At 63.1% G+C, this 21,860-nt stretch carries 21 protein-coding genes and 1 pseudogene; 14 read left to right on the forward strand and 8 right to left on the reverse strand.

Features of this window, described 5'->3' with window-relative positions:
* Positions 1-105: 105 nt before the first annotated feature.
* The 9 genes from rpoN to DL899_RS00755 all read left to right on the forward strand — a co-directional run bounded on the left by rpoN (position 106) and on the right by DL899_RS00755 (position 9,970).
* Positions 106-1,473, forward strand: a complete 1,368-nt coding sequence (gene rpoN / locus DL899_RS00715; RefSeq protein ID WP_111731850.1) for an RNA polymerase factor sigma-54 — start codon at positions 106-108, stop codon at positions 1,471-1,473.
* A gap of 83 nt (positions 1,474-1,556) precedes the next feature.
* On the forward strand, positions 1,557-2,762 hold the full coding sequence (pcaF, locus tag DL899_RS00720; protein WP_111731851.1) for a 3-oxoadipyl-CoA thiolase: 1,206 nt from the start codon (positions 1,557-1,559) through the stop codon (positions 2,760-2,762).
* A gap of 325 nt (positions 2,763-3,087) precedes the next feature.
* Positions 3,088-4,293 carry an ABC transporter substrate-binding protein gene (locus DL899_RS00725; RefSeq protein ID WP_111731852.1) on the forward strand — a complete coding sequence of 402 codons (1,206 nt, stop codon included), beginning with the start codon at positions 3,088-3,090 and terminating at the stop codon, positions 4,291-4,293.
* A gap of 62 nt (positions 4,294-4,355) precedes the next feature.
* Positions 4,356-5,141 (forward strand): ABC transporter ATP-binding protein, encoded by a 786-nt coding sequence (locus tag DL899_RS00730; RefSeq protein ID WP_111731853.1) that lies wholly within the window; start codon positions 4,356-4,358, stop codon positions 5,139-5,141.
* Positions 5,125-5,874, forward strand: a complete 750-nt coding sequence (locus tag DL899_RS00735; protein ID WP_111731854.1) for an ABC transporter ATP-binding protein — start codon at positions 5,125-5,127, stop codon at positions 5,872-5,874. Before DL899_RS00730 ends, DL899_RS00735 begins: the two co-directional genes overlap by 17 nt.
* A gap of 11 nt (positions 5,875-5,885) precedes the next feature.
* Positions 5,886-6,773: a branched-chain amino acid ABC transporter permease gene (locus tag DL899_RS00740; protein WP_111731855.1), complete on the forward strand. Its 888-nt coding sequence runs from the start codon at positions 5,886-5,888 to the stop codon at positions 6,771-6,773.
* Positions 6,774-6,926: 153 nt separating this feature from the next.
* Complete coding sequence (locus DL899_RS00745) at positions 6,927-7,766, forward strand: branched-chain amino acid ABC transporter permease (RefSeq protein ID WP_338049638.1); 840 nt, start codon at positions 6,927-6,929, stop codon at positions 7,764-7,766.
* A gap of 69 nt (positions 7,767-7,835) precedes the next feature.
* Positions 7,836-8,984 (forward strand): CaiB/BaiF CoA transferase family protein, encoded by a 1,149-nt coding sequence (locus tag DL899_RS00750; protein ID WP_111731857.1) that lies wholly within the window; start codon positions 7,836-7,838, stop codon positions 8,982-8,984.
* Complete coding sequence (locus DL899_RS00755) at positions 8,981-9,970, forward strand: NADPH:quinone oxidoreductase family protein (protein ID WP_111731858.1); 990 nt, start codon at positions 8,981-8,983, stop codon at positions 9,968-9,970. The genes DL899_RS00750 and DL899_RS00755 overlap by 4 nt, the downstream gene beginning before the upstream one ends.
* 23 nt (positions 9,971-9,993) lie before the next feature.
* Here the strand turns inward: DL899_RS00755 and DL899_RS00760 are convergent, their stop codons facing one another.
* The 5 genes from DL899_RS00760 to DL899_RS00780 are packed head-to-tail and all read right to left on the reverse strand — an operon-like array spanning position 9,994 to position 14,029.
* Positions 9,994-10,803 (reverse strand): N-acyl homoserine lactonase family protein, encoded by an 810-nt coding sequence (locus DL899_RS00760; RefSeq protein ID WP_204355222.1) that lies wholly within the window; start codon positions 10,801-10,803, stop codon positions 9,994-9,996.
* Entirely contained in the window at positions 10,800-12,047 is a 1,248-nt protein-coding gene (locus DL899_RS00765) for an alpha/beta fold hydrolase (RefSeq protein ID WP_162685448.1), read from the reverse strand. The genes DL899_RS00760 and DL899_RS00765 overlap by 4 nt, the downstream gene beginning before the upstream one ends.
* Positions 12,037-12,957: an NAD(P)-dependent oxidoreductase gene (locus tag DL899_RS00770; protein ID WP_111731860.1), complete on the reverse strand. Its 921-nt coding sequence runs from the start codon at positions 12,955-12,957 to the stop codon at positions 12,037-12,039. The genes DL899_RS00765 and DL899_RS00770 overlap by 11 nt, the downstream gene beginning before the upstream one ends.
* Positions 12,947-13,327: a carboxymuconolactone decarboxylase family protein gene (locus DL899_RS00775; protein WP_111731861.1), complete on the reverse strand. Its 381-nt coding sequence runs from the start codon at positions 13,325-13,327 to the stop codon at positions 12,947-12,949. The genes DL899_RS00770 and DL899_RS00775 overlap by 11 nt, the downstream gene beginning before the upstream one ends.
* A gap of 12 nt (positions 13,328-13,339) precedes the next feature.
* Complete coding sequence (locus tag DL899_RS00780; protein WP_111731862.1) at positions 13,340-14,029, reverse strand: GntR family transcriptional regulator; 690 nt, start codon at positions 14,027-14,029, stop codon at positions 13,340-13,342.
* A 167-nt stretch (positions 14,030-14,196) separates the two neighbouring features.
* Between DL899_RS00780 and DL899_RS00785 the strand changes: the two genes are divergently transcribed.
* On the forward strand, positions 14,197-15,594 hold the full coding sequence (locus DL899_RS00785; protein ID WP_111731863.1) for an MmgE/PrpD family protein: 1,398 nt from the start codon (positions 14,197-14,199) through the stop codon (positions 15,592-15,594).
* A 72-nt stretch (positions 15,595-15,666) separates the two neighbouring features.
* Entirely contained in the window at positions 15,667-16,377 is a 711-nt protein-coding gene (locus DL899_RS00790; RefSeq protein ID WP_162685449.1) for a cyclase family protein, read from the forward strand.
* 82 nt (positions 16,378-16,459) lie between these two features.
* On the opposite strand, the pseudogene DL899_RS00795 reads toward DL899_RS00790, so the two are convergent.
* Both DL899_RS00795 and DL899_RS00800 read right to left on the reverse strand, forming a co-directional pair.
* A pseudogene (locus DL899_RS00795) lies at positions 16,460-16,594 on the reverse strand (integrase core domain-containing protein); the annotation flags it as partial.
* 116 nt (positions 16,595-16,710) lie between these two features.
* A complete protein-coding gene (locus DL899_RS00800; RefSeq protein WP_111731865.1) occupies positions 16,711-17,850 on the reverse strand; it encodes a pyridoxal phosphate-dependent aminotransferase in 1,140 nt (379 codons plus the stop codon).
* Between the two features lie 63 nt (positions 17,851-17,913).
* On the opposite strand from DL899_RS00800, the gene DL899_RS00805 reads away from it, so the two are divergent.
* Genes DL899_RS00805 through DL899_RS00815 form a run of 3 tightly spaced genes read left to right on the forward strand, consistent with a single transcriptional unit; the run spans position 17,914 to position 20,597 of the window.
* Positions 17,914-19,251, forward strand: a complete 1,338-nt coding sequence (locus DL899_RS00805; RefSeq protein ID WP_111731866.1) for a M48 family metalloprotease — start codon at positions 17,914-17,916, stop codon at positions 19,249-19,251.
* Positions 19,252-19,268: 17 nt separating this feature from the next.
* On the forward strand, positions 19,269-20,030 hold the full coding sequence (locus DL899_RS00810) for a DsbA family protein (RefSeq protein WP_239494553.1): 762 nt from the start codon (positions 19,269-19,271) through the stop codon (positions 20,028-20,030).
* A 3-nt stretch (positions 20,031-20,033) separates the two neighbouring features.
* Positions 20,034-20,597, forward strand: coding sequence for a hypothetical protein (locus DL899_RS00815; RefSeq protein ID WP_111731868.1), 564 nt, complete (start codon positions 20,034-20,036; stop codon positions 20,595-20,597).
* 56 nt (positions 20,598-20,653) lie between these two features.
* On the opposite strand, the gene ispG is transcribed toward DL899_RS00815, so the two are convergent.
* The gene (gene ispG / locus DL899_RS00820) at positions 20,654-21,784 is read right to left on the reverse strand and encodes a flavodoxin-dependent (E)-4-hydroxy-3-methylbut-2-enyl-diphosphate synthase (protein ID WP_111731869.1); all 1,131 of its coding nucleotides are present in this window, start codon (positions 21,782-21,784) and stop codon (positions 20,654-20,656) included.
* Between the last annotated feature and the right edge of the window lie 76 nt (positions 21,785-21,860).

The following is a 21,860-nucleotide window of genomic DNA, read 5'->3' on the forward strand; positions in this document are numbered from 1 at the left end:
GCCTATGGCACGGTTTTTGCTTAGTGACTATTATGACTATCATGTTGTCGATCCCGCGGCGCGGGTCACGCACCCAAGGCGCGCGCGACAACGGGGGAGGACGCAATGCAACTTCAGATCGGGCAACAGCTGCGCCAGACGCAAACCCTGAAGCTGTCGCAACAGGCGATCCAGTCCATCAAGATATTGCAGATGAACAGTCAGGACCTGCACGCATTCCTAGCCGACGAAGCCGAAAGAAACCCGCTGCTCGATCTCAGCTTTCCGGTGCCCGGCAAGGCGGCGCAGGCCACCTATGCGCGGTCAGCCGCGTTGCCCCCCGCAGGGGCGGCCGCATCCGGCGATCTGCCCGACATCGCAGAAACCTGTGCGCGCCCCGTCACCCTGCGCGAGCATCTGCTGGATCAGGCGATGCTGACCTTCAGGCGCCCGCAGAACCGCGTGATCGCCGCCGAAATCATCGAGGCGATCGAGCCAAGCGGCTATCTGCGTCACCCCGTTAGCGACATCGCGCGCACCCTTGGCCTGCCCGAACGCCCCGTGCTTGAGGTGCTGGCCCGCATTCAGCAGTTCGACCCGTGTGGAGTGGCGGCCCGTGATCTGGCCGAATGTCTGCGCCTGCAACTGCAAGAGCGGAGTGAACTGACCGACAAGCGGGCCTGCCTGCTGGCAAATCTGCCCCTGCTCGAAACCTATGACTTTGACGCGCTGGCGCGCAAATGCGGCTGTGACCGGAATGATGTCATAGCGATGATTGCCCGGCTGAAACAACTGAACCCGGCGCCGGGCCGTCAGTTTGACAGCGCCCCGGTGCCTTTGGCGTTGCCGGATATTGTGCTGTCTCGGGCGCGCGACGGGGGTTTTCGGGTTGAACTGAACCCCGATGTTCTGCCGCGTGCGCTGGTTGATCGCGAGTATCACGCGCTTCTCCGGCCAAAGGCCCGTCAACAGTACGAGAAAAAATTCATCGCCGATTGCCTGCGCGATGCAACCTTGCTGGTGCGCAATCTGGATATGCGCGCCCAGACCATCCTGCGGGTCGCAACCGAACTGGTCGCGCAGCAGCGCGATTTCTTTCTGCACGGCGCGGCCAGTCTGCGGCCCTTGTGCCTGCGCGATATCGCTGATGCGGTGGGCGTTCATCAATCCACCGTGTCCCGAGCTATCGCCAACAAGTATATTCTGGGGCCACGGGGGCTGGTGGCGATTAAGTCCCTGTTTTCCGAAGGGCTGGCCGCCACGGGCGGGGGCGGGCAAGTGTCAGGCGCTGCCGTGCGTAGCCGAATCAGAGCGCTGATCGACGCAGAGCGGCCTGACGCGATCCTGTCGGATGACGCCATCGTCAGCGCGCTGGACCGCTCAGGCATCACCATCGCGCGCCGGACGATCGCCAAATACCGCCGGATGCTGCGCATCCCCCCCTCGTCGGTGCGCCGCCGCATGAAAGCTGCACAGGCACAGCCCGAAGTTTGACCCCTGCCCCCCCGTGACTGGCACCGGATTTGCGTGATATCAGGGGCATCACCGAGCCCAGAGCCGGCAAACAGGAGTTGACTATGCAAGACGCCTTTATCTGCGATTATATCCGTACCCCCATCGGCCGCTTTGGCGGTGCCCTATCGGCCGTGCGCGCCGATGATCTGGGGGCCGTGCCCTTGCGCGCGCTGATGGACCGCAACCCACAAGTCGATTGGGCAGCGGTAGATGACGTGATTTTCGGCTGTGCCAACCAGGCCGGCGAAGACAACCGCAATGTTGCGCGCATGTCGCTGTTGCTGGCGGGGCTGCCCGAGGGGGTGTCGGGCACCACGATCAACCGCCTTTGCGGCTCGGGCATGGATGCCGTGATTGCCGGGGCGCGGGCCATCCGCACCGGCGAGGCCGACCTGATCCTCGCGGGCGGCGTCGAAAGCATGAGCCGCGCACCCTTTGTCATGCCCAAGGCCGACACGGCCTTTTCGCGCAACACCGCCATTTTCGACACCACCATCGGCTGGCGCTTCGTCAACCCGCTGATGAAAGAGGCGCATGGCACCGATTCAATGCCTGAAACCGCCGAAAACGTGGCGGAGGAGTTCGTCATCAGCCGCGCAGATCAGGATGCGTTCGCACTGCGCTCGCAACAGCGTGCGGGTGCCGCGATTGACAGCGGGCGGGTGGCGCAAGAGATCACACCGGTCACCATCCCGCAGCGCAAGGGCGATCCGCGCATCGTGGAGCAAGATGAACACCCCCGCCCCGGCACCACGGCAGAGAGCCTGGCGAAACTGCCCGCTCCCTTCCGCAAGGGCGGAACCGTGACAGCGGGCAATGCCTCGGGCGTCAATGACGGGGCGGCAGGGCTGGTGCTGGCGTCAAGCGCGGCGGTCAAAGCGTATGGCCTGACACCGCTTGCCCGTATCACGGGCGGGGCGACGACAGGTGTCGCACCGCGCATCATGGGGATTGGCCCCGCGCCCGCATCGAAAAAGCTGATGACACGGCTGGGGCTGTCGGTGAAGGATTTCGATGTCATCGAACTGAACGAGGCCTTCGCCAGCCAGGCACTTGCCACGGTGCGTGATTTGTCAATCGCGGATGACGACCCGCGCGTCAATCCCAATGGCGGCGCGATTGCCTTGGGGCATCCCCTTGGCATGTCGGGCGCGCGGCTGGCAGGCACTGCGGCGCTTGAACTGCACCTGACAGGCGGGCAGCGCGCACTGGCCGCAATGTGCATCGGCGTGGGGCAAGGGATCGCGCTGACGCTAGAGGCAGCCTGACCCGGAGCACGCCGCTGTTCTTGAAAAAGACACATGCGTGCGCATCCTGTTCTCAATAACTCCATGTTAAATGAACATGGCTGGCGCGGCCCCGTACGGGGCCGCCATTCTGCCCGGCGCGGGCATTTGCTTGGGCGGGGCGCACTTTCTGATCTGCACAGTCGCAAAGATCGGTGCCCGTATTTCTGATTTCCTGCCTGTATCCGAGGGAAAATCGGAGCATTCGTTGGAAAGAAGAAGGTAATGGCATGCTTGTTGCGTGGTTTTGGGTGGGCCAACTAAACACGGTCACGAGACTATCCGATCCTATGGAGGAGATCAGAGAATGAAACTATTGACAGGGATAACCGCGACACTTGCGTTGTCGACAGGGTTTGCCACGGCACAGGACATATCGGGCGACACCGTCAAGATCGGCGCCATGGTCGATATGACCGGTGTCTATTCCGCCAATGGCGGCATGGGCGCAGTGGTCGCCGCGGAAATGGCGATCGAGGATTTCGGCGGCACCGTGAGCGGCAAGCCGATTGAATTGCTGTCGGCCAATTATCAGAACCGGGTTGATGTGGCATCGAACCTGGCGCGGGAATGGATCGATCAGAGCGGCGTCGATATGATAATCGAATCCACCGACTCGGCCGCTGCGATCGCCATTCAGAACATCGGCAAGGAAAAGACTGTCCTGACGATTGCGGCGGGGTCGGCATCGACCGCGCTGACCAACGCAGAATGCACGGAGACCGGCATTCACTATGTCTATGACACCTTCGCGCTGGCCACCGGCACCGGCAACGCCATCGTGAAGAGCGGGTTGACCGAATGGTATTTCATTACCGCCGACTACGCTTTTGGTCATTCTCTTGAAGAAAACACCGCCAATGTCGTGCAGGAACTTGGCGGCAATGTGGTGGGCACCGTGCGTCACCCGTTCAAGGGCACCGATTTCAGTTCGTTCATCCTTCAGGCGCAGTCCTCGGGTGCGGATGTGGTGGCCTTTGCCAATGCCGGCACCGATTTCAGTACGGCCGTGAAACAGGCCAGCGAATTCGGCGTTGTGCAGGGCGGCCAGACCATCGCGGGGATGCTGGTGTTTCTCACCGACATCTACGCACTTGGGCTGGATGTGGCTCAGGGCTTGACCTACACCACCGGGTTCTACTGGGATCATGACGATGAAACCCGCGCCTTTGCTGAGCGGTTCAAGGAACGTCACGGCAGCATGCCCACGATGATCCATGCCGGGTTCTATTCCGCCGTCACCCACTATCTGAAGGCGGTCGAAGCAACGGGCACCGACGACACGGCCACCATACGCAAGTGGATGGGCGAGAATCCGATCAACGATTTCTTCGCCCATGATGGCTATATTCGCGAAGATGGCCGCATGATGCACACGATGTATCTGGCACAGGTCAAAGCGCCGGACGAGGCCCAGAACGACGATGACGTGGCCCGCGTGCTGCGCGAAATCCCCGCTGAAGAAGCCTACATGCCGCTTGAAAAGAGCACCTGCTCTCTTGTGAACGGCTGACAGTCTGACACCGGCGGCGCCTTTTCACCGGGGCGCCGCCTTAGGTCAAGGAAATCAATCCCATGACATCTCGCCATGAAAACGGGGCTGATTATGTTCTCACGGCCAAGGGTTTGACCAAGGTCTTCGGGGGCATAAGAGCCGTAGATAACGTGGACTTTTCTGTACGGCGTCACACGATACACGCACTGATTGGTCCGAACGGGGCAGGCAAGACGACCTGTTTCAGCCTTTTGACCAAGTTCCTGACGCCAACCAGCGGCACCATAACCTATGAAGGTCAGGATGTGACCGACCTGTCTCCAGCGACGATTGCGCGCAAGGGAATGGTAAGGTCATTCCAGATTTCGGCAGTATTCGGCAGCATGAGCGTGCTGGAAAACGTGCGACTGGCCCTGCAACGGCGCGTTCATGGCCCCTCGTTCGATTTCTGGCGCTCTGTCAAATGCCTGCACGCGCTTGAGGACGAAGCCATGGCGTTGCTGCAAGAGGTCGGATTGGCCAATGTCATGCACGCGCGCGCCGCCGACCTGCCCTATGGGCGCAAGCGCGCACTGGAAATCGCGACCACGCTGGCGCTGGATCCGCAGCTGCTGTTGCTGGATGAACCTCTGGCCGGGATGGGGCAAGAGGATATCGGACGCACCACTGAACTGATCAAACGGGTCGCGCAGACCAGAACGGTTCTGATGGTGGAACACAACCTGTCTGTCGTCGCCACCTTGTCGGACCAGATCACCGTGCTGGCGCAGGGGGCGATCCTGGCCGAGGGCGATTATGCCGCGGTGTCGCAAAACCCCGCCGTGGTCGAGGCCTATATCGGAGAGCCCCATGACACATACGACTGAACACCCCGGCACCATTGCGCCCGCCTCGCAATCCGGCACCATGCTTGAGGTGTCGGGCCTGAACGGCTGGTACGGCGAAAGCCACGTGCTGCATGACGTGAGCCTGCGTGTTGACGCCGGCGAGGTTGTTACCCTGCTGGGCCGCAACGGCGCGGGCAAGACCACCACGCTCAAGGCGATCATGGGCCTGCTCAAGAACCGCAGCGGCAGCATTCGTTTTCAGGGCAGCGAGCTTATCGACGCGCCTGCGCGAACCATCGCGAAAATGGGCGTGGGCTATGTGCCGGATGATCGCGGGATATTCGGCAGTCTGTCGGTGATGGAAAACCTGCTTTTGCCACCCAAGGTGGCCGAGGGCGGGTTTGAGCTGCCCGCAATCTACGAACTGTTCCCCAACCTAAAGGAACGGCTGGACAGTTACGGCAACAAGCTGTCGGGCGGCGAACAGCAGATGCTGTCGATCGCGCGCATCCTGCGGACCGGGGCGCGCTTTATGCTGATGGACGAACCAACCGAGGGACTGGCCCCGGTGATCATCCACCAGATCGGCCGTACCGTGCGGCGACTGAAAAAGGCAGGGTTCACCATTTTGCTGGTCGAACAGAATTTTCATTTCGCCCGCGAACTCGCAGACCGCCATTACATCGTTCAGGAAGGCCGCGTCATCGACGAAATCCGCAATGATGAGGTCACGGACAACCTGGGCAAGATCCAAGGTTATCTTGGCATATAAGGAAATCAGTCATGTTCGAGCTATTGGGAATTCCGCCGCAGGCGCTGTTTGGCCAAGTGCTTCTTGGGCTGATCAACGGGGCCTTCTATGCCGTGCTGAGCCTTGGGCTGGCAGTGATCTTTGGCCTGTTGAACATCATCAACTTCGCGCATGGTGCGCTTTACATGATGGGGGCCTTTGTTGCTTGGATGCTGCTGACATATCTGGGCATCCCGTTCTGGGCCGCGCTTGTGGTGTCACCGCTGATCGTGGGCGGGATCGGCATGGTGATCGAACGCACCTTGCTGCGCCCGCTGCATGAACTCGATCATCTCTACAGCCTGCTTCTGACGTTTGGTCTGACGCTGGTCATCGCCGGGCTGTTCCAGAACTTCTATGGCGTATCGGGCAAGCCCTATCCGATACCGGCGGCACTGACCGGCGTTATCAATCTGGGTTTCATGTTCCTGCCCATCTATCGCGCCTTCATCATCGTGATGGCTGTGATCGTGTGCTTTGGCACATGGTTCCTGATCGAAAAGACCCGGCTTGGCTCTTACCTGCGGGCGGCAACGGAAAATCCTGAAATGGTCAGCGCCTTCGGCATCAATGTGCCGATGCTGATCACGCTGACCTACGGGTTCGGGGTAGCGCTGGCCGCCTTTGCTGGGGTGTTGGCCGCACCTGTCTATTCGGTCAACCCGGTGATGGGCAACGACCTCATCATCGTGGTGTTCGCCGTCATCGTGATCGGCGGCATGGGGTCGATCATAGGTGCGATCCTCGGGGGGTTTTCCCTGGGGCTGGTCGAGGGCCTGACCAAGGTTTTCTACCCCGAGGCGTCCACAACGATCATTTTCGTCATCATGGCGCTTGTGCTGCTGCTGAAACCCAGCGGCATCTTCGGGCGGGAGGTCTAAATCATGTCGCATCATATCGAACCAACAACCCCGACGCAGCTGCAGGGTAAGACCGGCGGCCGCAGGCGGACGGCCCGGCATCACATGTTTGTCTTTGCCCTGATCGCTGCACTCGTCGTGATTGCGCCGCAGTTTCTGTATCCGGTTTTTGTGATGAAATTTCTGTGTTTTGCGCTGTTTGCCATGGCGTTCAACCTGATGCTGGGCTTTGGCGGCTTGTTGTCCTTCGGGCACGCGGCCTTCTTTGGCGGTGCGGCCTATGCCACCGGCCATGCCGCCAAGGTCTGGGGCTGGCCACCTGAACTGGCCATCGGCTTTGCGGTCCTGGTCGCCGCGGTGATGGGGGCGGTATTTGGGTTTCTGGCGATCAAGAGCCGCGGCATCTACTTCGCCATGATCACGCTGGCCTTTGCGCAGATGGTGTATTTCTATGCCCTGCAATCGCCCATCACCGGGGGCGAGGATGGCTTGCAGAGCATCCCGCGCAATTCACTGTTCGGCCTTGTGGACCTGTCTTCCGACAGGGTGTTCTACTGGCTGGTCGCGGCGATCTTCATGGCCGGCATCTTTTTCGTATACCGGGTAATCCATTCGCCCTTCGGCGAGGTGCTGAAGGGCATCCGTGAGAACGAACAGCGCATGATCTCGCTCGGGTATCAGGTACAGCGCTACAAGCTGGTGACGTTCATCATATCGGCGGCCCTGTCGGGGCTTGCAGGCGGCACCAAGGCGCTGGTGTTTCATCTGGCCTCGCTGGTCGATGTGCATTGGACCATGTCCGGCGAGGTTGTCCTGATGACCCTGATCGGCGGCCTGGGCTCGATCTTTGGGCCGATTGTCGGGGCGGGGGTGGTCGTGGCGATGCAGAACTATCTGGCCGATCTGGGTTCACTTGTGCTGATCATTCAGGGGATGGTGTTCATCGTCTGCGTGCTGGTCTTCCGCGAAGGCATCGTCGGCGTTCTGGCAAAATGGCTGAAAACCCGTCTGTAAACATTGGGCCTGTCCCTGTCGGGGGGCGGGCCCACGCAATCTGCCGGAACAGCACAGGGGCATGACACGATGACGGCACCTCTCAAGGATATTCGCGTTCTGGATTTCTCGACCCTGCTGCCCGGTCCAATGGCCACCCTGTTTCTGGCCGAGGCCGGGGCCGAGGTGATCAAGATCGAACGCCCCGGACGCGGCGAGGAAATGCGCGATTATGACCCGAAATGGGGTCAGGACAGCGCCAATTTCGCCATGCTGAACCGCGGCAAGAAATCGCTGGCGCTGGACCTGAAAGACCCGGATCAGCGCGCCCGCCTGGTCCCGCTGCTGAAAGAGGCCGATATCATCGTTGAACAGTTCCGCCCCGGTGTCATGGACCGTCTGGGCCTGAGCTACGAGGATATCGCTGCCATCAACCCCCGGATCATCTATTGTTCGATCACCGGCTACGGGCAATCGGGGCCAAAAGCAGTCCGCGCCGGGCATGACCTGAACTATATCGGTGACAGTGGTCTTCTGGCTCTCAGCTGTGGCGGCCCGCAGGCCCCCGTTCTGCCCCCCGCACTGATCGCCGATATCGCGGGCGGCACCTATCCGGCGGTGTTCAACATCCTGCTGGCCCTGCGCGACCGCGACCGGACCGGCAAGGGCGCACACCTGGACATATCGATGTCCGACAACCTGTTTCCGTTCATGTACTGGGCCTTGGGCGAGGGGCAGGCCACCGGCCAGTGGCCAGGCAATGGCGATGCGTTGGTCACTGGCGGATCGCCCCGGTATCGGCTTTATCCCACCAGCGATGGCCGTTTTGTCGCCGCCGCCCCTATCGAGCAGAAATTCTGGCAGGTCTTCATCGATGCCATCGGCCTGCCCGCCGACCTGTACGACGACAGGCGTGATCCTGACGCTACGGCACAGGCCGTTGCCACCCGCATTGCCGGTGAACCCGCCGATCACTGGCGCGCCGTGTTCGAACGCGCTGATTGCTGCTGCACGGTTGTCCAGACCCTGCAAGAAGCGCTGCAAGACCCCCATTTCCAACGCCGCGGCCTGCTGGACCACGAGGTGGAAAACACCGATGGTGTGCGCCAGATCGCCCTGCCCGTGCCGGTGGTCGGACAGTTTCGCGCCGCGCCGCACGCCGCCCGCGCCCCGGCGCTTGGCGCCGATAATGACATGGCCCCCGAGGCAACCACCCGCCACAAAGGAGATATGGAATGAAAGCTGTTCTGGTTCGTGAATTCGGGCCGATCGGGCAGGCCGCGATCGAAGAGCGGCCCACACCCCAACCCGCCGCGCACGAGGTTGTCGTTGATCTGCGCGCCACCGAGGTAAATTATCCCGACATCCTGGTGATGGAGGGAAAATACCAGGTAAAACCCCCACTTCCCTTTTCGCCGGGCAAGGCCGGCACCGGAGTGATTTCGGCGGTTGGGTCCGATGTCAGCGGGCTGTGCGTGGGTGATCATGTGGCAATGCAGTCCGAATACGGCACCTATGCGGAACAAATCGCAGTCAACGCCCAAAACTGCCACCCGATGCCCGCCGAAATGCCCTTTGCCATCGGCGCGGCGCTTGGGCTCGTCTATCAGACGGCGCATTTCGCCCTGATCGAACACGCCGCGATGAAACCCGGCGACACGGTGCTGGTGCTGGGCGCGTCGGGCGGTGTTGGATCAGCCAGCGTGCAACTGGCCCGCGCGCTGGGGGCTGGCTGTGTCATCGGCGGGGTCAAGGGCGCGCGCAACGCGGAACTGGCCCGCGCCGCGGGCTGTGACGCCACGATCGACCTTGAGATGGACAACCTGCGCGACGGCATGCGCGATCAGGTGCGCGCGGCCACCGACGGGCATGGTGCGGATATCGTGATTGACCCGGTGGGCGGCGCGGTGACCAAGGCTGCGCTGCGCGCCCTGGCGTGGCGCGGCCGGCTGGTAGTGGTGGGTTTTGCGGCGGGCGATATTCCGACGATCCAGGCCAATTACCTGCTGGTCAAGAATATCACTGTCTCGGGGCTGCAATGGTCTGACTACCGTGAACGCGCCCCGGTCTGGGTGCAGCGCGTGCAGCAGGAGATCTATGCGCTTTGGTCCCAAGGCAAGCTGTCGCCGCAGATCGCCGATACCCTGCCCCTGGCGCAGTTTGAAAAGGCGCTCGAACGCCTGAAAGAGGGGCGCGCGCACGGCAAGATCATTCTTGAACCCTGAACCATCTGCTGCCCACGCGGCAATCAGGCCGGCGCCGGGCTGTGGCCGGGTGGCTCATGCAGCAAGAAAATCAGGTCGTTACGGGGGTGGGCCGGATACAGTTCTGCCACTTTCGGGTCATGGCCGGGGATCAGCCTGTCATAGCCGCCGGCAAGCTCCAGCACGCGGTCATGGCCTTCCAGTGTCTGCGCCACATGAGTGGTGATCCGGAACGGGTTGCCAAGCGCGATATTGTCAAAGAAATGCGCCGCGTCCGACGCAAGACACAGCCGCCCGCGGCGAGTGTTGACCGTCACCGCCTGAAGCCCCATCGAATGGCCCGGCACATGATGCAGGCGCACTCCCCTTGCCAAGTCATGCGCATCATCCACAAACCGCACCCGGCCCGCATAATTATGCGTGACCATGTCCAGCACATCCGACAACTCGAACGGAGCTTGGATCAGGCTGTGACGCATGTGCCGCCCGGTGGCAAAGCGCATCTCTTCGTCCTGCAAGACAAAGCGCGCGTTGGGGAAAAGGTTCAGATTTCCCGCATGGTCATAATGCAGATGGGTGATGACCACCGTGTCGATTTCCGCCGGGTCCACCCCAAGACTGCGCAAGCCCTCGGTCGGGCATTGCTGAAACTCTCGTCCGCGCGCCTGCGCGCGCTGCGCGTCAAACCCGGTATCAACCAGAATGCAACGGTTCGCGTTTCGGATCAGCCAGACATAATAGAAAATCGGCGCTGGTCCCTCATGCGGATCGGTGCCCAGAAAATAATCCGATGAGGGCCGAATCGCGCGGGCATATTGAATCGCATAGACCTCGTACTCGGGCACCATGGTCATGGCCGCCCCCTCTCTATCTGCTGTAACGCCGCCAGAAAATGGGGCCGAAAGGCGGTTGGGTCTTCGATCATCGGGAAATGGCCAAGCCCCTGCATTTCCCTGAACCACACCTTGTCCGTGCCGATGGCCCGGCACAGGGCACGAGTGTTGTCCGGCGAGGCAGAGTAATCATAGCTGCCGGTCAACAGCGCCAGCGGACGGTCCGCCGCGCGCAGCGGCGCGGCAATGCTCGCGCCGTCGTATTCATCGCTGTAATAGGAAAGATCGCCCATATAAACACCGGGCCGCGCCTGTGCATAGATCGCGCAGGCCTCATCGCGTTGGGTCTGCGGGCAGACCGGACCCAGCATCGCGCGCACATAGGCCGGGTTGTGCTGGCTGTCGGCGATGCGCGCATCGGTCAACAGGTCGCTGCGCCGGCCCGGTGCCGTCATCGGCGCCTCAAGCGCGATGCAGCCGCGCACCAGATCGGGGCGCCGGGCCGTCACGGTCAGCGCCATTGTCGCGCCCATCGAACAGCCTGCAAGAATGACAGGCCCGCCCGCCACCTGCTCGATAAAGGTAACGCACCAGTCCAGATAGGCGGCCTCGGTCAGGCGATATCCAACAGTCGTCTCGCGGCCATCCTCGCCCGAGGACATCCCATGCCATGGCAGGTCAAAGGCCATCATGCGATAGCGCCCCTGCAATTCGGTATCGGCCAGCTGGTGCAGGTATTGCCGGCTGTCCGCCCCGGCGGTGTGCAGAAACACCACCGTCGGCCCGCTGTTTCCTGCCTCGATCCAGTGCAACATCGCCCTGGCCCCGCTGCCACGGCGCAGCATCGCGCGCCGCCCGGTCACCGTGGCAGGATCATGGGCAAACCCGTGCCCCGCAGGATCGGCCCGTTCGGGCCGCGCCAGTTCGACCAATCGCTCAAGTGCCGCCAGCGCCTGTGCCTGCGGCACCGGCTGGGCGGTAATCGCCAGGCCGGTGTCATGGCGCAACAGCGCCCCGAACGAATGGCTGCCCGGCGGCGGGTCGGGCCGCATCAACCGGTCAAACCCCGCCGTATCGCCCGTTATGGCGATATCCGGGTTCCGAAGGTCATCGCCGGCAAGGGGCCGGGGTTCATCACACAGCAAGAGCCCCGCAGTGACCGGCCCGCAGCGCAGGCACAACCGCAGCGACAGGCCGCGACAGTGCCAGGCCAGAACCGGGTCCGCCGCCGCGCGCGCGACCCACCGGGTCAGATCAGCCGCCATCGCGCTCCGCCAGCGTTTCGAGATAGCTGAATATCTCGGTATGGTCGGCCTCCTTGTCCAGATGCACGCGAGCATCGGACCAAAGGCCACTGACCTTGTCCAGGCACGGCAGATCAAGGCCCAGATCGTTCGACAGGGATTTGGCCAGCGCCACATCCTTTGCCATCAGCCCCAGCGCGAAACCAGCCTCGCGGAACGCCCCGTTCAGCACGAATTGCTTCAGCTTGTTCTCGGTCGAATTGTTCCGCCCGGTCGAGACATTCAGCACATCGACCAGCGTTTCCGGGTTCAGGCCAAACCTGCGTCCCACGATCAGTGCCTCGCAGGCGGCGGCCAGACCGGCGGCCGAGACATAGTTGTTCAGCGCCTTCGACGCATGCCCAGAGGCCAGAGGCCCCGTCAGCACCGCCGTGCCCATCGTCTCCAGAATGGGTGTCACGCGGCGCACGGCGGCGCTATCGTCACCGCCCAGTAGAATGCTCAGCGTGCCCGCGATCGCCTTGCGCAGCCCACCCGATACCGGCGCATCCAGCAAGGTGATCCCGGCCTGCGCCAGATCCGGGGCCAGCTTGCGAGTTTCCATCGGGTCAGATGAACTCATATCAACGATGATCGCGCCCGGCCTGAGCCCGTCAATCAGGCCGGGCGCGTCCGCGCCCTCCCCCAGACAGACCCGGCGCACGATACCCGAATGCGGCAGCATCAGGATGACGATATCACAGGCGCGGCCCAGATTTGGCAGGCTGTCGATCACCTCAAGCCCAGTTTCGACCGCCACGTTTTGCGCGGCCTCGTGGTTGATATCGAACAGCAACGGGCGATAGCCCGCCCGCACCAGACACTGAACCATAGGCGCACCCATGGTCCCGATTCCCACGAAGCCCAGCTTTGTGCCGATCTCAGATTTCATTCATCTCTCCCAGAACGGTGCGCGCGACGCGGAAACTGTCGACCATTGCCGGAACCCCGGCATAGATGCCGACCTGCAGCAGAATTTCCTTGATGTCGTCGGGTGTCAGCCCGTTGTTGATCGCCCCGCGAATATGGGCCGCCAGTTCGTGCTGACGGTTCAGCGATGCGATCATCGCGATATTGATGGTCGAGCGCGTCTTGCGATCCAGGCCCTCGCGGCCCCATATCTCGCCCCAGCAATAGGTTGTCACCAGATCCTGATAATCGCGGCCGAAATCGTCGGCATTGGCCAGCGCCTTGTCGACATATTCGTCGCCCAAGGTCGCCCGGCGAACCTCAAGGCCCTTTTCATATGTTGCCTTGTCCATTGCAGTATCCTTTCATGGATTGGTGTGGTTGTTCAGATCGGCAAAACTGTCATCCGCCGCCTGCGCTGCAGAGGCGACATGCGCCTCGGCCAGGTGGCGGGCAGCGGCGGCGTCACCTCGGTCGATGGCCGCGACAATGTCTTGGATTTCCTTCAGCATTTTCGGCAGCCGCCCCTTTTGCGCCAGGGACCTTCGACGCAGCAGAACGACACGGTTGTTTAGCTGGGTGAAAATCTTGGCAAGTGCCTGGTTTCGGGTGCCTGTGATCAGGCAGCTGTAGAAATCGTTCTTGGCCGCCACTATTGCCCGCTCCGAGACCTCATCGGCCACCAGTTGTGCCAGACGGTCAGTGATCTGTGTCAGCTCTCGGCGTTCGTCGGGGGTGGCGTTCGCGATAAACTCGACACAAGCCAGCCCCTCGATCGCGCCGCGCACGCGGTACAGGTCCTGTGCCTGCTTGCTGTCAAGTCGCGCCACCATTGGCCCCTTGTGCGGGACATGAACAATAAGGTCTTCGGCGGCCAGCGCCTTGAGGGCCTCGCGCACAAGGCTGCGGCTGACGCCGAACATGTCGCACAGGGCGCGTTCGCTCAGGTTTTGGCCAGGGGCCAGATCACCGTCAACAATGGCGTCGCGCATGGCCAAAACAAGCCGGGCGCTCAGGGTCACGTTGTCACGGTTTAGCGGCAGGGCCTGTGGCATCGAATCCTCCTTGTCGGGCGAGAAGTGGCCATATTGTCCGACAATATGTCAATCATGCAATTTGACAACATATTGCAGCTATCCAGCCCGGCACCGCAGGAAACGGCACGGTGATTGCGACACAAGTCTTGTGCGGCGCGCCGCCCGACAGAAAAGGACTGCACCCAATGATTACGACTCCCACTGCACAGCTGTCTGCCTTTGTGGCCAATATGCGCTTTGACGATCTGCCGCCCGAGGCGGTGCATCAGGCGTGCCGGTTTCTGCTGGATGCCGTGGGCTGCGCCATTTCTGCCCACGCCGAAGACCCCGCCAAGGCCAACCGCGCGATGCAGCTTGTGGCAGGGTTTCATGCCAGTGGTTCAGCCAGCATAATAGGCGGCGCACCCTCCGATCCCGCGCTTGCCGCTCTGGCCAATGGCATTCTGATCAACGCCACCGATTACGATGACACCCACAAACGCGCGCTGATCCATGTGGGCTCGGTCGTTGCGCCAGCCGCGCTTGCCGCCACCGAACAGGCCGGTGGCAGCGGGCCACAGTTGATCACCGCGATGATCGCCGGTTACGAGGTGGCCGCGCGTATCGGCATGGCGGTGATGCCCACGCATTACAGGTTTTGGCATTCAACCGCCACCAACGGCACCTTCGGCGCCGCCGCCGCCGCAAGCCGCGCAATGGGGCTGGACGCCGCGCAGACCGAAACGGCACTTGGCCACGCGGCCACGCAGGCTGCCGGACTGAATACGTTCTTCGAAACCGGCTCCGATACCAAGTCCATTCACCCCGGCAAGGCCGGGCTGAACGGCATCCTGTCGGCGCGTATGGCCGCGCTTGACCTCAGCAGCCCGCCCGATAGTCTGGGTCATCCAAAGGGCTATCTGGCCGCCTTCAGCGCCGATCCCCGGCCAGAGGCCCTGACGCGCGGATTGGGGCATGACTGGGAAATTCTTGAAAACGGGTTCAAATACTATCCCTCTATCCTGGCCAGCCATTCCCCCATCGGTGCCTCGCTGGACATTGTGACACGCAATGCGCCGTCGCCCGATGCCATTGCCGCTGTCCGGGTCCGAACCTACGCGACGGTCAAAACCCATTTCTCCAGCACCAATGTGGACTCCGCGATGGCGGCCCGCCTTTCAGTACCCTATTGCGTCGCCGCCGCCCTGAGTGACGGGCAGGTGACGCAGGCACAATTTCAGCCCGACAGATTCCGCGACAGCGCGCTCCGCCAGTTGATGAACCGGGTTGAGATCATCGCTGATGACAACCTGACTGCGCTTTATCCCGAAAAGTTCCCGGCGCGGGTCAGCGTCCACATGCAAGACGGTGAAATCCATGAGGCTGGGCTCGATTACCCAAAGGGCGACCCCCGCAACCCGCTCAGCGATGCTGAGTTGCTGAACAAGTATCGCCGCAACACCGCCCGCACCCTGCCCCCACAACAGGCCGAAGACTTGGCACAGGCCATCATGGCCCTGCCCGACGCCCCGGACCTGCACAGGATCAGCGCACTTTTGCGTGGGGCTGATGACGGTCAACAATCCACCCGGACCAGGAGCTGAACCATGTGCGACTGCCCCACTACTCCCGTTGCCGGCTGGAAGGGCTGGCAGAATCTGCCCGCACGGCAACCGATGCAGCCAGTCGGCGACTGGGTTGATCTGTCTCACCCCCTGTCGACCGATGTGCCGCGCGTGCCGTCCTTTCCCGCGCCGGCTTTCGATCTGATCCGCCGCATGCCGGACGATCCGCTCAATGTCACGGAGATGCAGATGGTCGTGCATATCGGCACCCATATCGATTCGCCGCGGCATTTCTTTCTTGATGGCCCCGCAATGGAGGATATTCCGCTCAACCTTCTTTGCGGGCGCGGTATTGTCTGGCCTGTGACGCTGCCGAACGGGGCCAGGTCGATCGAACCGCATCACCTTGCCGGGCTGGAGGGACGCCTTGCGCCGGGCGATGCGCTGGTGCTTGATACCGGCTGGCACAATCGCGCAGGCAGTGACGCCTATGACAATGATCACCCCGCGCTCAGCCTTGAGTGCGCCGACTGGCTACTGGCACAGCGCGTCAGGCTGGTGGCGCTGGACTTGCCCACGCCGGAACTGCCGGTCAGAAAACGGCCCGTCGAGTTTGATTTTCCAATCCACAAACGGCTTTTGCAACATGGTGTTCTGATCGTTGAACATATCACCAACCTGGCCCCACTGCGCGGCAAGACGGTGGAACTTGTTTGTGCCGCGCTCAACATTGCCGGGGCGGATGGCGCGCCGGCCCGGATAATTGCGCGCCCGATCGCCGCATCGGCGGAGGGCGCGACCTGTCAGGAGCAAGCGCAATAACGCCAACCGGTCTTGTCAAGAGAACCCGGCTTGAGGCTGAATCGCACCGGGTTTGCCGGGGCGTGTTTTGTTCAGGACTTACGTAGCCAGTTGCCCATGCGGTCATCGCGATCCGCGCGTGGGCCAGGTTGCGGAACATGGTCTCATTGAAAAGCCCGTCCCGCACGCGCCCGTGAAAGCTCTCCACAAAGCCGTATTGCATTGGCTTTCCCGGCGCACGCCGGTCAAAGATGATCAAAGAGGATAGCTCCCTCTCTTGCCTAAGTCAGGCACGGGGCAATTTACGCTGCAGAATTTGATGATCCGGGGCGCTGTGGCACACCCCCTGCCCGCCTAACGCGCCATGAATGCCTTTAGCCGCGCCAGGCCTTCCTCGATATCCTCGGTCGAAGCGGCATAGGAAAAGCGCAGCGTGGTCTTGCCGCGAACGGGGTCGAAATCCAGCCCCGGCGTCACTGCCACCCCGGCCTTGTCCAGTATCTCGGCCGCCAGCGCGCGGCTGTCATCGGTCATGTCGCTGACATCGGCATAGACGTAAAACGCCCCGTCCGGCGGGGCGATGCGGGTGAACCCCGCCGCCGGCAGCCCCTCGAGCATCAGCTTGCGGTTGGCGCGATAGACCTGCAGGTTCGTATCCAGTTCCTCACCGCAGTCCAGCGCCGCCAGCGCCGCCACCTGCCCGGCATGCGAGGGGCAGATAAAGAGGTTCTGCGCCAGCCGTTCGATCACGCGCACATGGGCCTCGGGCACTACCATCCAGCCCACGCGCCAGCCTGTCATCGAGAAGTATTTGGAAAACGAGTTGATGACATAGGCATCATCTGTGACCTGCAGGGCGGTGACCGCCTTTTGCTCGTATTCGACACCATGATAGATTTCGTCGCTGATAAAGGCCGCGCCGGTATCATCCGCTGCCCCGATCAGCGCTGCCAGCGCGTCGCGGTCCAGCATCGTACCGGTCGGGTTGGCGGGGCTGGCCACCATCAGCCCGGCCAGGTCCAGCCCGGCCAGGTCACCCGGCACCGGCTGATAGCGGTTTTCCGCCGAGGTCTCGATCTCGACCGGCGTCAGCCCCAGCGCGTGCAGGATCTGACGATAGCTGGGGTAGCCGGGCCGCCCGATGCCCACCCGTTCGCCGCTGTCAAAGAGCGCCGTGAAGGCCAGGATGAACGCCCCCGATGACCCGGCGGTGACAACCACCCGCGCGGGGTCAAGATCGACATTGTACCAGTCCCCATAGAGCCGGGCGATGCGGGCCCTCAGCGCCGGCAGGCCCAGCGCCACGGTATATCCCAGCGATCCAGCCGCCATTTCGCGGGCAAGGGCGGCGCGCGCGCCCTCGGGCGCGGGGGTGCCCGGCTGGCCCACTTCCATGTGGATGATCCGGCGGCCATCGGCCTCGGCCCGGCGGGCGGCTTCCATCACGTCCATCACGATAAAGGGATCGACGCGCGACCTGCTTGAGTTCCGCATGATTTTCTTCCTAGACTGCGCCAGATGTTTCCCCGGGTTGCCCTCAAACGAGACGCCGCGTCAATGCATGTTCTGCGATTTCTTCTGTCCGCGGCGGTGCTGGCGGTCGCGCTGGCAGGTCCGGCGCGGGCGATTTCGCTGCTGCGCGACCCGGATATCGAGTATGCGCTCGACCGGCTGGCGCAGCCGGTGCTCAAGGCCGCGGGGTTGGGAGCGACGCGTGTCGATATCCTGGTGGTCGATGATCGCACCCTCAATGCCTTTGTCGTCGACCGGAACCATATCTTTGTTCATTCCGGCCTGCTGCTCAAGATGAGCCGCGCCGCCATGCTGCAGGCGGTGATCGCGCACGAGGCCGCGCATATTACCAACGGCCACCTGACCCGGCGCCCGATCAACATGCGCAACGCCCGCACCGCCGCCGGTATCGGCGCGGCACTGGCGGCGGCGGCGGCGGTCGCCACCGGCGAGGGCGGGATCGCCACCGCCGGCGCGCTGGGGGCGGCAGGCACCGCGCAGCGTATGTTCTTCGTGCACACAAGGTCCGAGGAAAACGCCGCCGACCAGAGCGGCATGCGCTATCTCGCCTCTGCCGGGGTCGACCCGCAGGGCATGGTCGAGGTGATGGACATCTTTCGCGGCCAGGAACTGCTGAGCGTCGGCCGCCAGGACCCTTATGCGCGCACGCACCCGCTGTCGCGCGACCGCTACCGCGTTCTCGAACGGTTGGCGGCGGGATACCGGGAGCAGGCCACACCGGATGCCGCGTCGGATTACTGGTACCAGCGCGCCAAGGGCAAGCTGTCGGCGTTCCAGCGGGCCCCGAAATGGACGCTGGCCCGTATCGGCGAATCGGGGCACGACGACATCGCCGCCATGCGCCAGGCGGTTGCCTATCACCGGCAATCCGACGTCACCCGCGCCACCGCCGCCATCGACCGCGCGCTGGCGATCCGCCCCGACGACCCCTATTTCCTGGAACTGAAAGGCCAGATCCTGTTCGAAAGCCGCCGCTTTTCCCAAGCCGCAGCAGTCTATGCCAGCGCCGTGCGGATGGCGCCGAAGAACGCGCTGATCCTGGGGTCTTATGGCCGCGCGCTGCTGGCCGTAAACCAGACGTCAGATGCAGTGAAATACCTCGAACAGGCCCACGCCCGCGACGGGCGCAATCCGCGCGTGCTGCGCGATCTGGCCCAGGCCTATGCCAAGCAGGGCAAGCGCGGCATGGCCTCGCTGGTCACCGCCGAACGCTATGCCATGACCGGGCGGATGGGGGATGCCGGCATTCATGCCAAACGCGCGTCGGACCTGCTGCCGCAGGGATCGACCGGCTGGCGGCGGGCACAGGACGTGCTGGCCGCATCCGAACGCGCGGCAAAGGACAGCAAGAAACGCAAATAGAGATGGAGACACGACAGATGAAACGCCCGCTTGCAACCGCATTGGCCGCACTGGCCACCACGGCAGCCCTTGCCGTGCCCGCACAGGCGCTTGACCTTGCCGGCATGACCGATGCCGAACGCCAGGCATTCCGCACCGAGGTCCGCGCCTACCTGCTGGAAAACCCCGAGGTGATCATGGAGGCGGTGGCCGTGCTCGAACGCCGCCAGGCCGAAGCACAGGCGCAGGGCGACACCGCGCTGATCGCCGCCAACGAGGCCGCGCTTTTCGATGACCAGAATTCCTGGGTCGGCGGCAATCCCGAGGGCGACATCACCCTGGTGGAATTCATGGATTACCGCTGTGGCTATTGCCGCCGGGCCGCGCCCGAGGTGGCGGAACTGCTGGAAAGCGACGGCAATATCCGGCTTGTCGTCAAGGAGTTCCCGATCCTGGGCGAAGATTCCGTCTTGTCGTCGCGCTTTGCCATCGCCACGCTGCAGCATTCCGGCGCCAATGCCTATGAGGCGGTGCATGACGCGCTGATGGCCTTCAGCGGCGAGCTCGACGAGGGCGCGCTGCGCCGCCTTGGCGACACGCTGGGGCTGGATACCGAGGCGATCATGGCACAGATGGACAGTGACGAAGTGAACCAGGTGATCGCCGAAAACCACCGCCTGGCCCGCGACCTGGGTATTTCGGGCACGCCGTCCTTTGTGATGGAGGATCGCGTATTGCGGGGTTATCTGCCGCTCGAGGCGATGGAAGAGCTGGCAGAACAAGTCCGCGCCGACGGCTGAACTATGCGCAAGACGGGTATTGCCGCCGCCCTGGCAACAGCGGTCGGCCTTTGGGGGCCGGGCGCTGCCGGGGCCGGCGCTGGCACGGCGAGCGGGCTGCTGTCCAATCTCGGCCCGGCCGACCGCGAGATACTGCATGACGAGATGGTCGAAATTCTGGCCGGCCTGCCAGAGCTGCTGGCCGGGGTGGACCTGATCGCCATTTCCACGCCGGCCGTTGAGGCCGGGGACATCTATGCCGAACATATCGAGGCCGACCTGGCCGACCTGGCCGCGCATCGGGATGATCTGTTTTCGCCCGACCGGCCCGGTTTCGGCACCCCGGACGCGGCGGTGACAGTGGCGTTGTTTACCGCTGCCGACTGCCCCGACTGCGCCCGCGCCGAGGCCGATCTGCGCGCGCTGGCCGAAACCCACGACCTGCGCGTGACGCTGTTAGACATCGACGCCGACGCGGCGCTGGCTCAGGCGCTGGAATTGGACATCGCGCCATCCTACGTGTTCGAGGACATGATGCTGCGCGGGCACATGCCGGCCATCGTGCTTGAGGGGTATCTCGCCCGGTAGGGTAAACACCCCGGCGCTTTTGCCCGGTAGCAACGCCAGGCAGCCTCCGGCCGCCCCTATTCCGCCGCTGGACGTTCGGCGTTTCCGGCCTCGATCTCGGCCGCACGCTTTTCAACCGCCTCGACGATATGGTCGATCATCTGCTCGTTGTTCATCTTGTGGCTGGCCTTGCCCGCCAGATAAACCATGCCGCTGCCGGCCCCGCCGCCGGTGAAGCCGACATCGGTCATCAGCGCCTCGCCGGGGCCGTTCACCACGCAGCCGATAATTGACAGGCTCATCGGGGTCTTGATGTGTTCCAGACGCTTTTCCAGCGCCTCAACCGTGCGGATCACGTCGAACCCCTGGCGCGCGCAGGACGGGCACGAGATGATGTTGACCCCACGATGCCGCAGGCCCAGCGATTTCAGGATCTCATAGCCCACTCGCACCTCTTCGACCGGATCGGCGGACAGGCTGACGCGGATGGTGTCACCGATGCCCATCCACAACAGGTTGCCCAGCCCGATCGCCGACTTGATGGTGCCCGACATCAGCCCGCCGGCCTCGGTAATGCCGAGGTGGATTGGCGCGTCGCAGCGGTCGGCCAATTCGCTATAGGCGGCGGCGGCCATGAACACGTCGGACGCCTTTACCGAAATCTTGAAGTCGTGGAAATCATTGTCCTGCAGGATGCGCATATGCTCCATCCCCGAGGCGACCATCGCATCCGGGCAGGGCTCGCCATATTGTTCCAGCAGGTGCTTTTCCAGACTGCCGGCGTTGACCCCGATGCGCATCGAACAGCCATGATCGCGCGCCGCCGCGATCACCTCGCGCACGCGGTCCTCGCTGCCGATGTTGCCGGGGTTGATGCGCAGGCAGGCGGCACCGGCCTCGGCTGCCTCGATGCCGCGGCGATAATGGAAATGTATGTCGGCCACGATCGGCACCGGGCTTTCGCGCACGATCTCGCGCAGCGCCTTTGAACTGGCCTCGTCGGGCACCGAGATGCGAACGATATCCGCACCGGCATCGGCTGCCGCCTGCACCTGCGCCACGGTTGCGGCGACGTCGGTGGTCAGCGTGTTGGTCATGGTTTGCACGCTGATCGGCGCATCGCCCCCCACCGGCACCGACCCGACCATGATCCGGCGGCTCTTGCGGCGGGTAATATTGCGCCAGGGACGGATGGGATTGTGCGACATGGGGCTGGTTCCGCTGGTTGGGTGGGATGCGGTCTGGTTCTGCAGGGGCAAGATAGGGCCAGCGGGCCGGAACGGC

Origin of the sequence: Roseovarius amoyensis (assembly GCF_003260265.1) — a bacterium.
GTDB classification, from domain to species: Bacteria; Pseudomonadota; Alphaproteobacteria; order Rhodobacterales; family Rhodobacteraceae; genus Roseovarius; species Roseovarius amoyensis.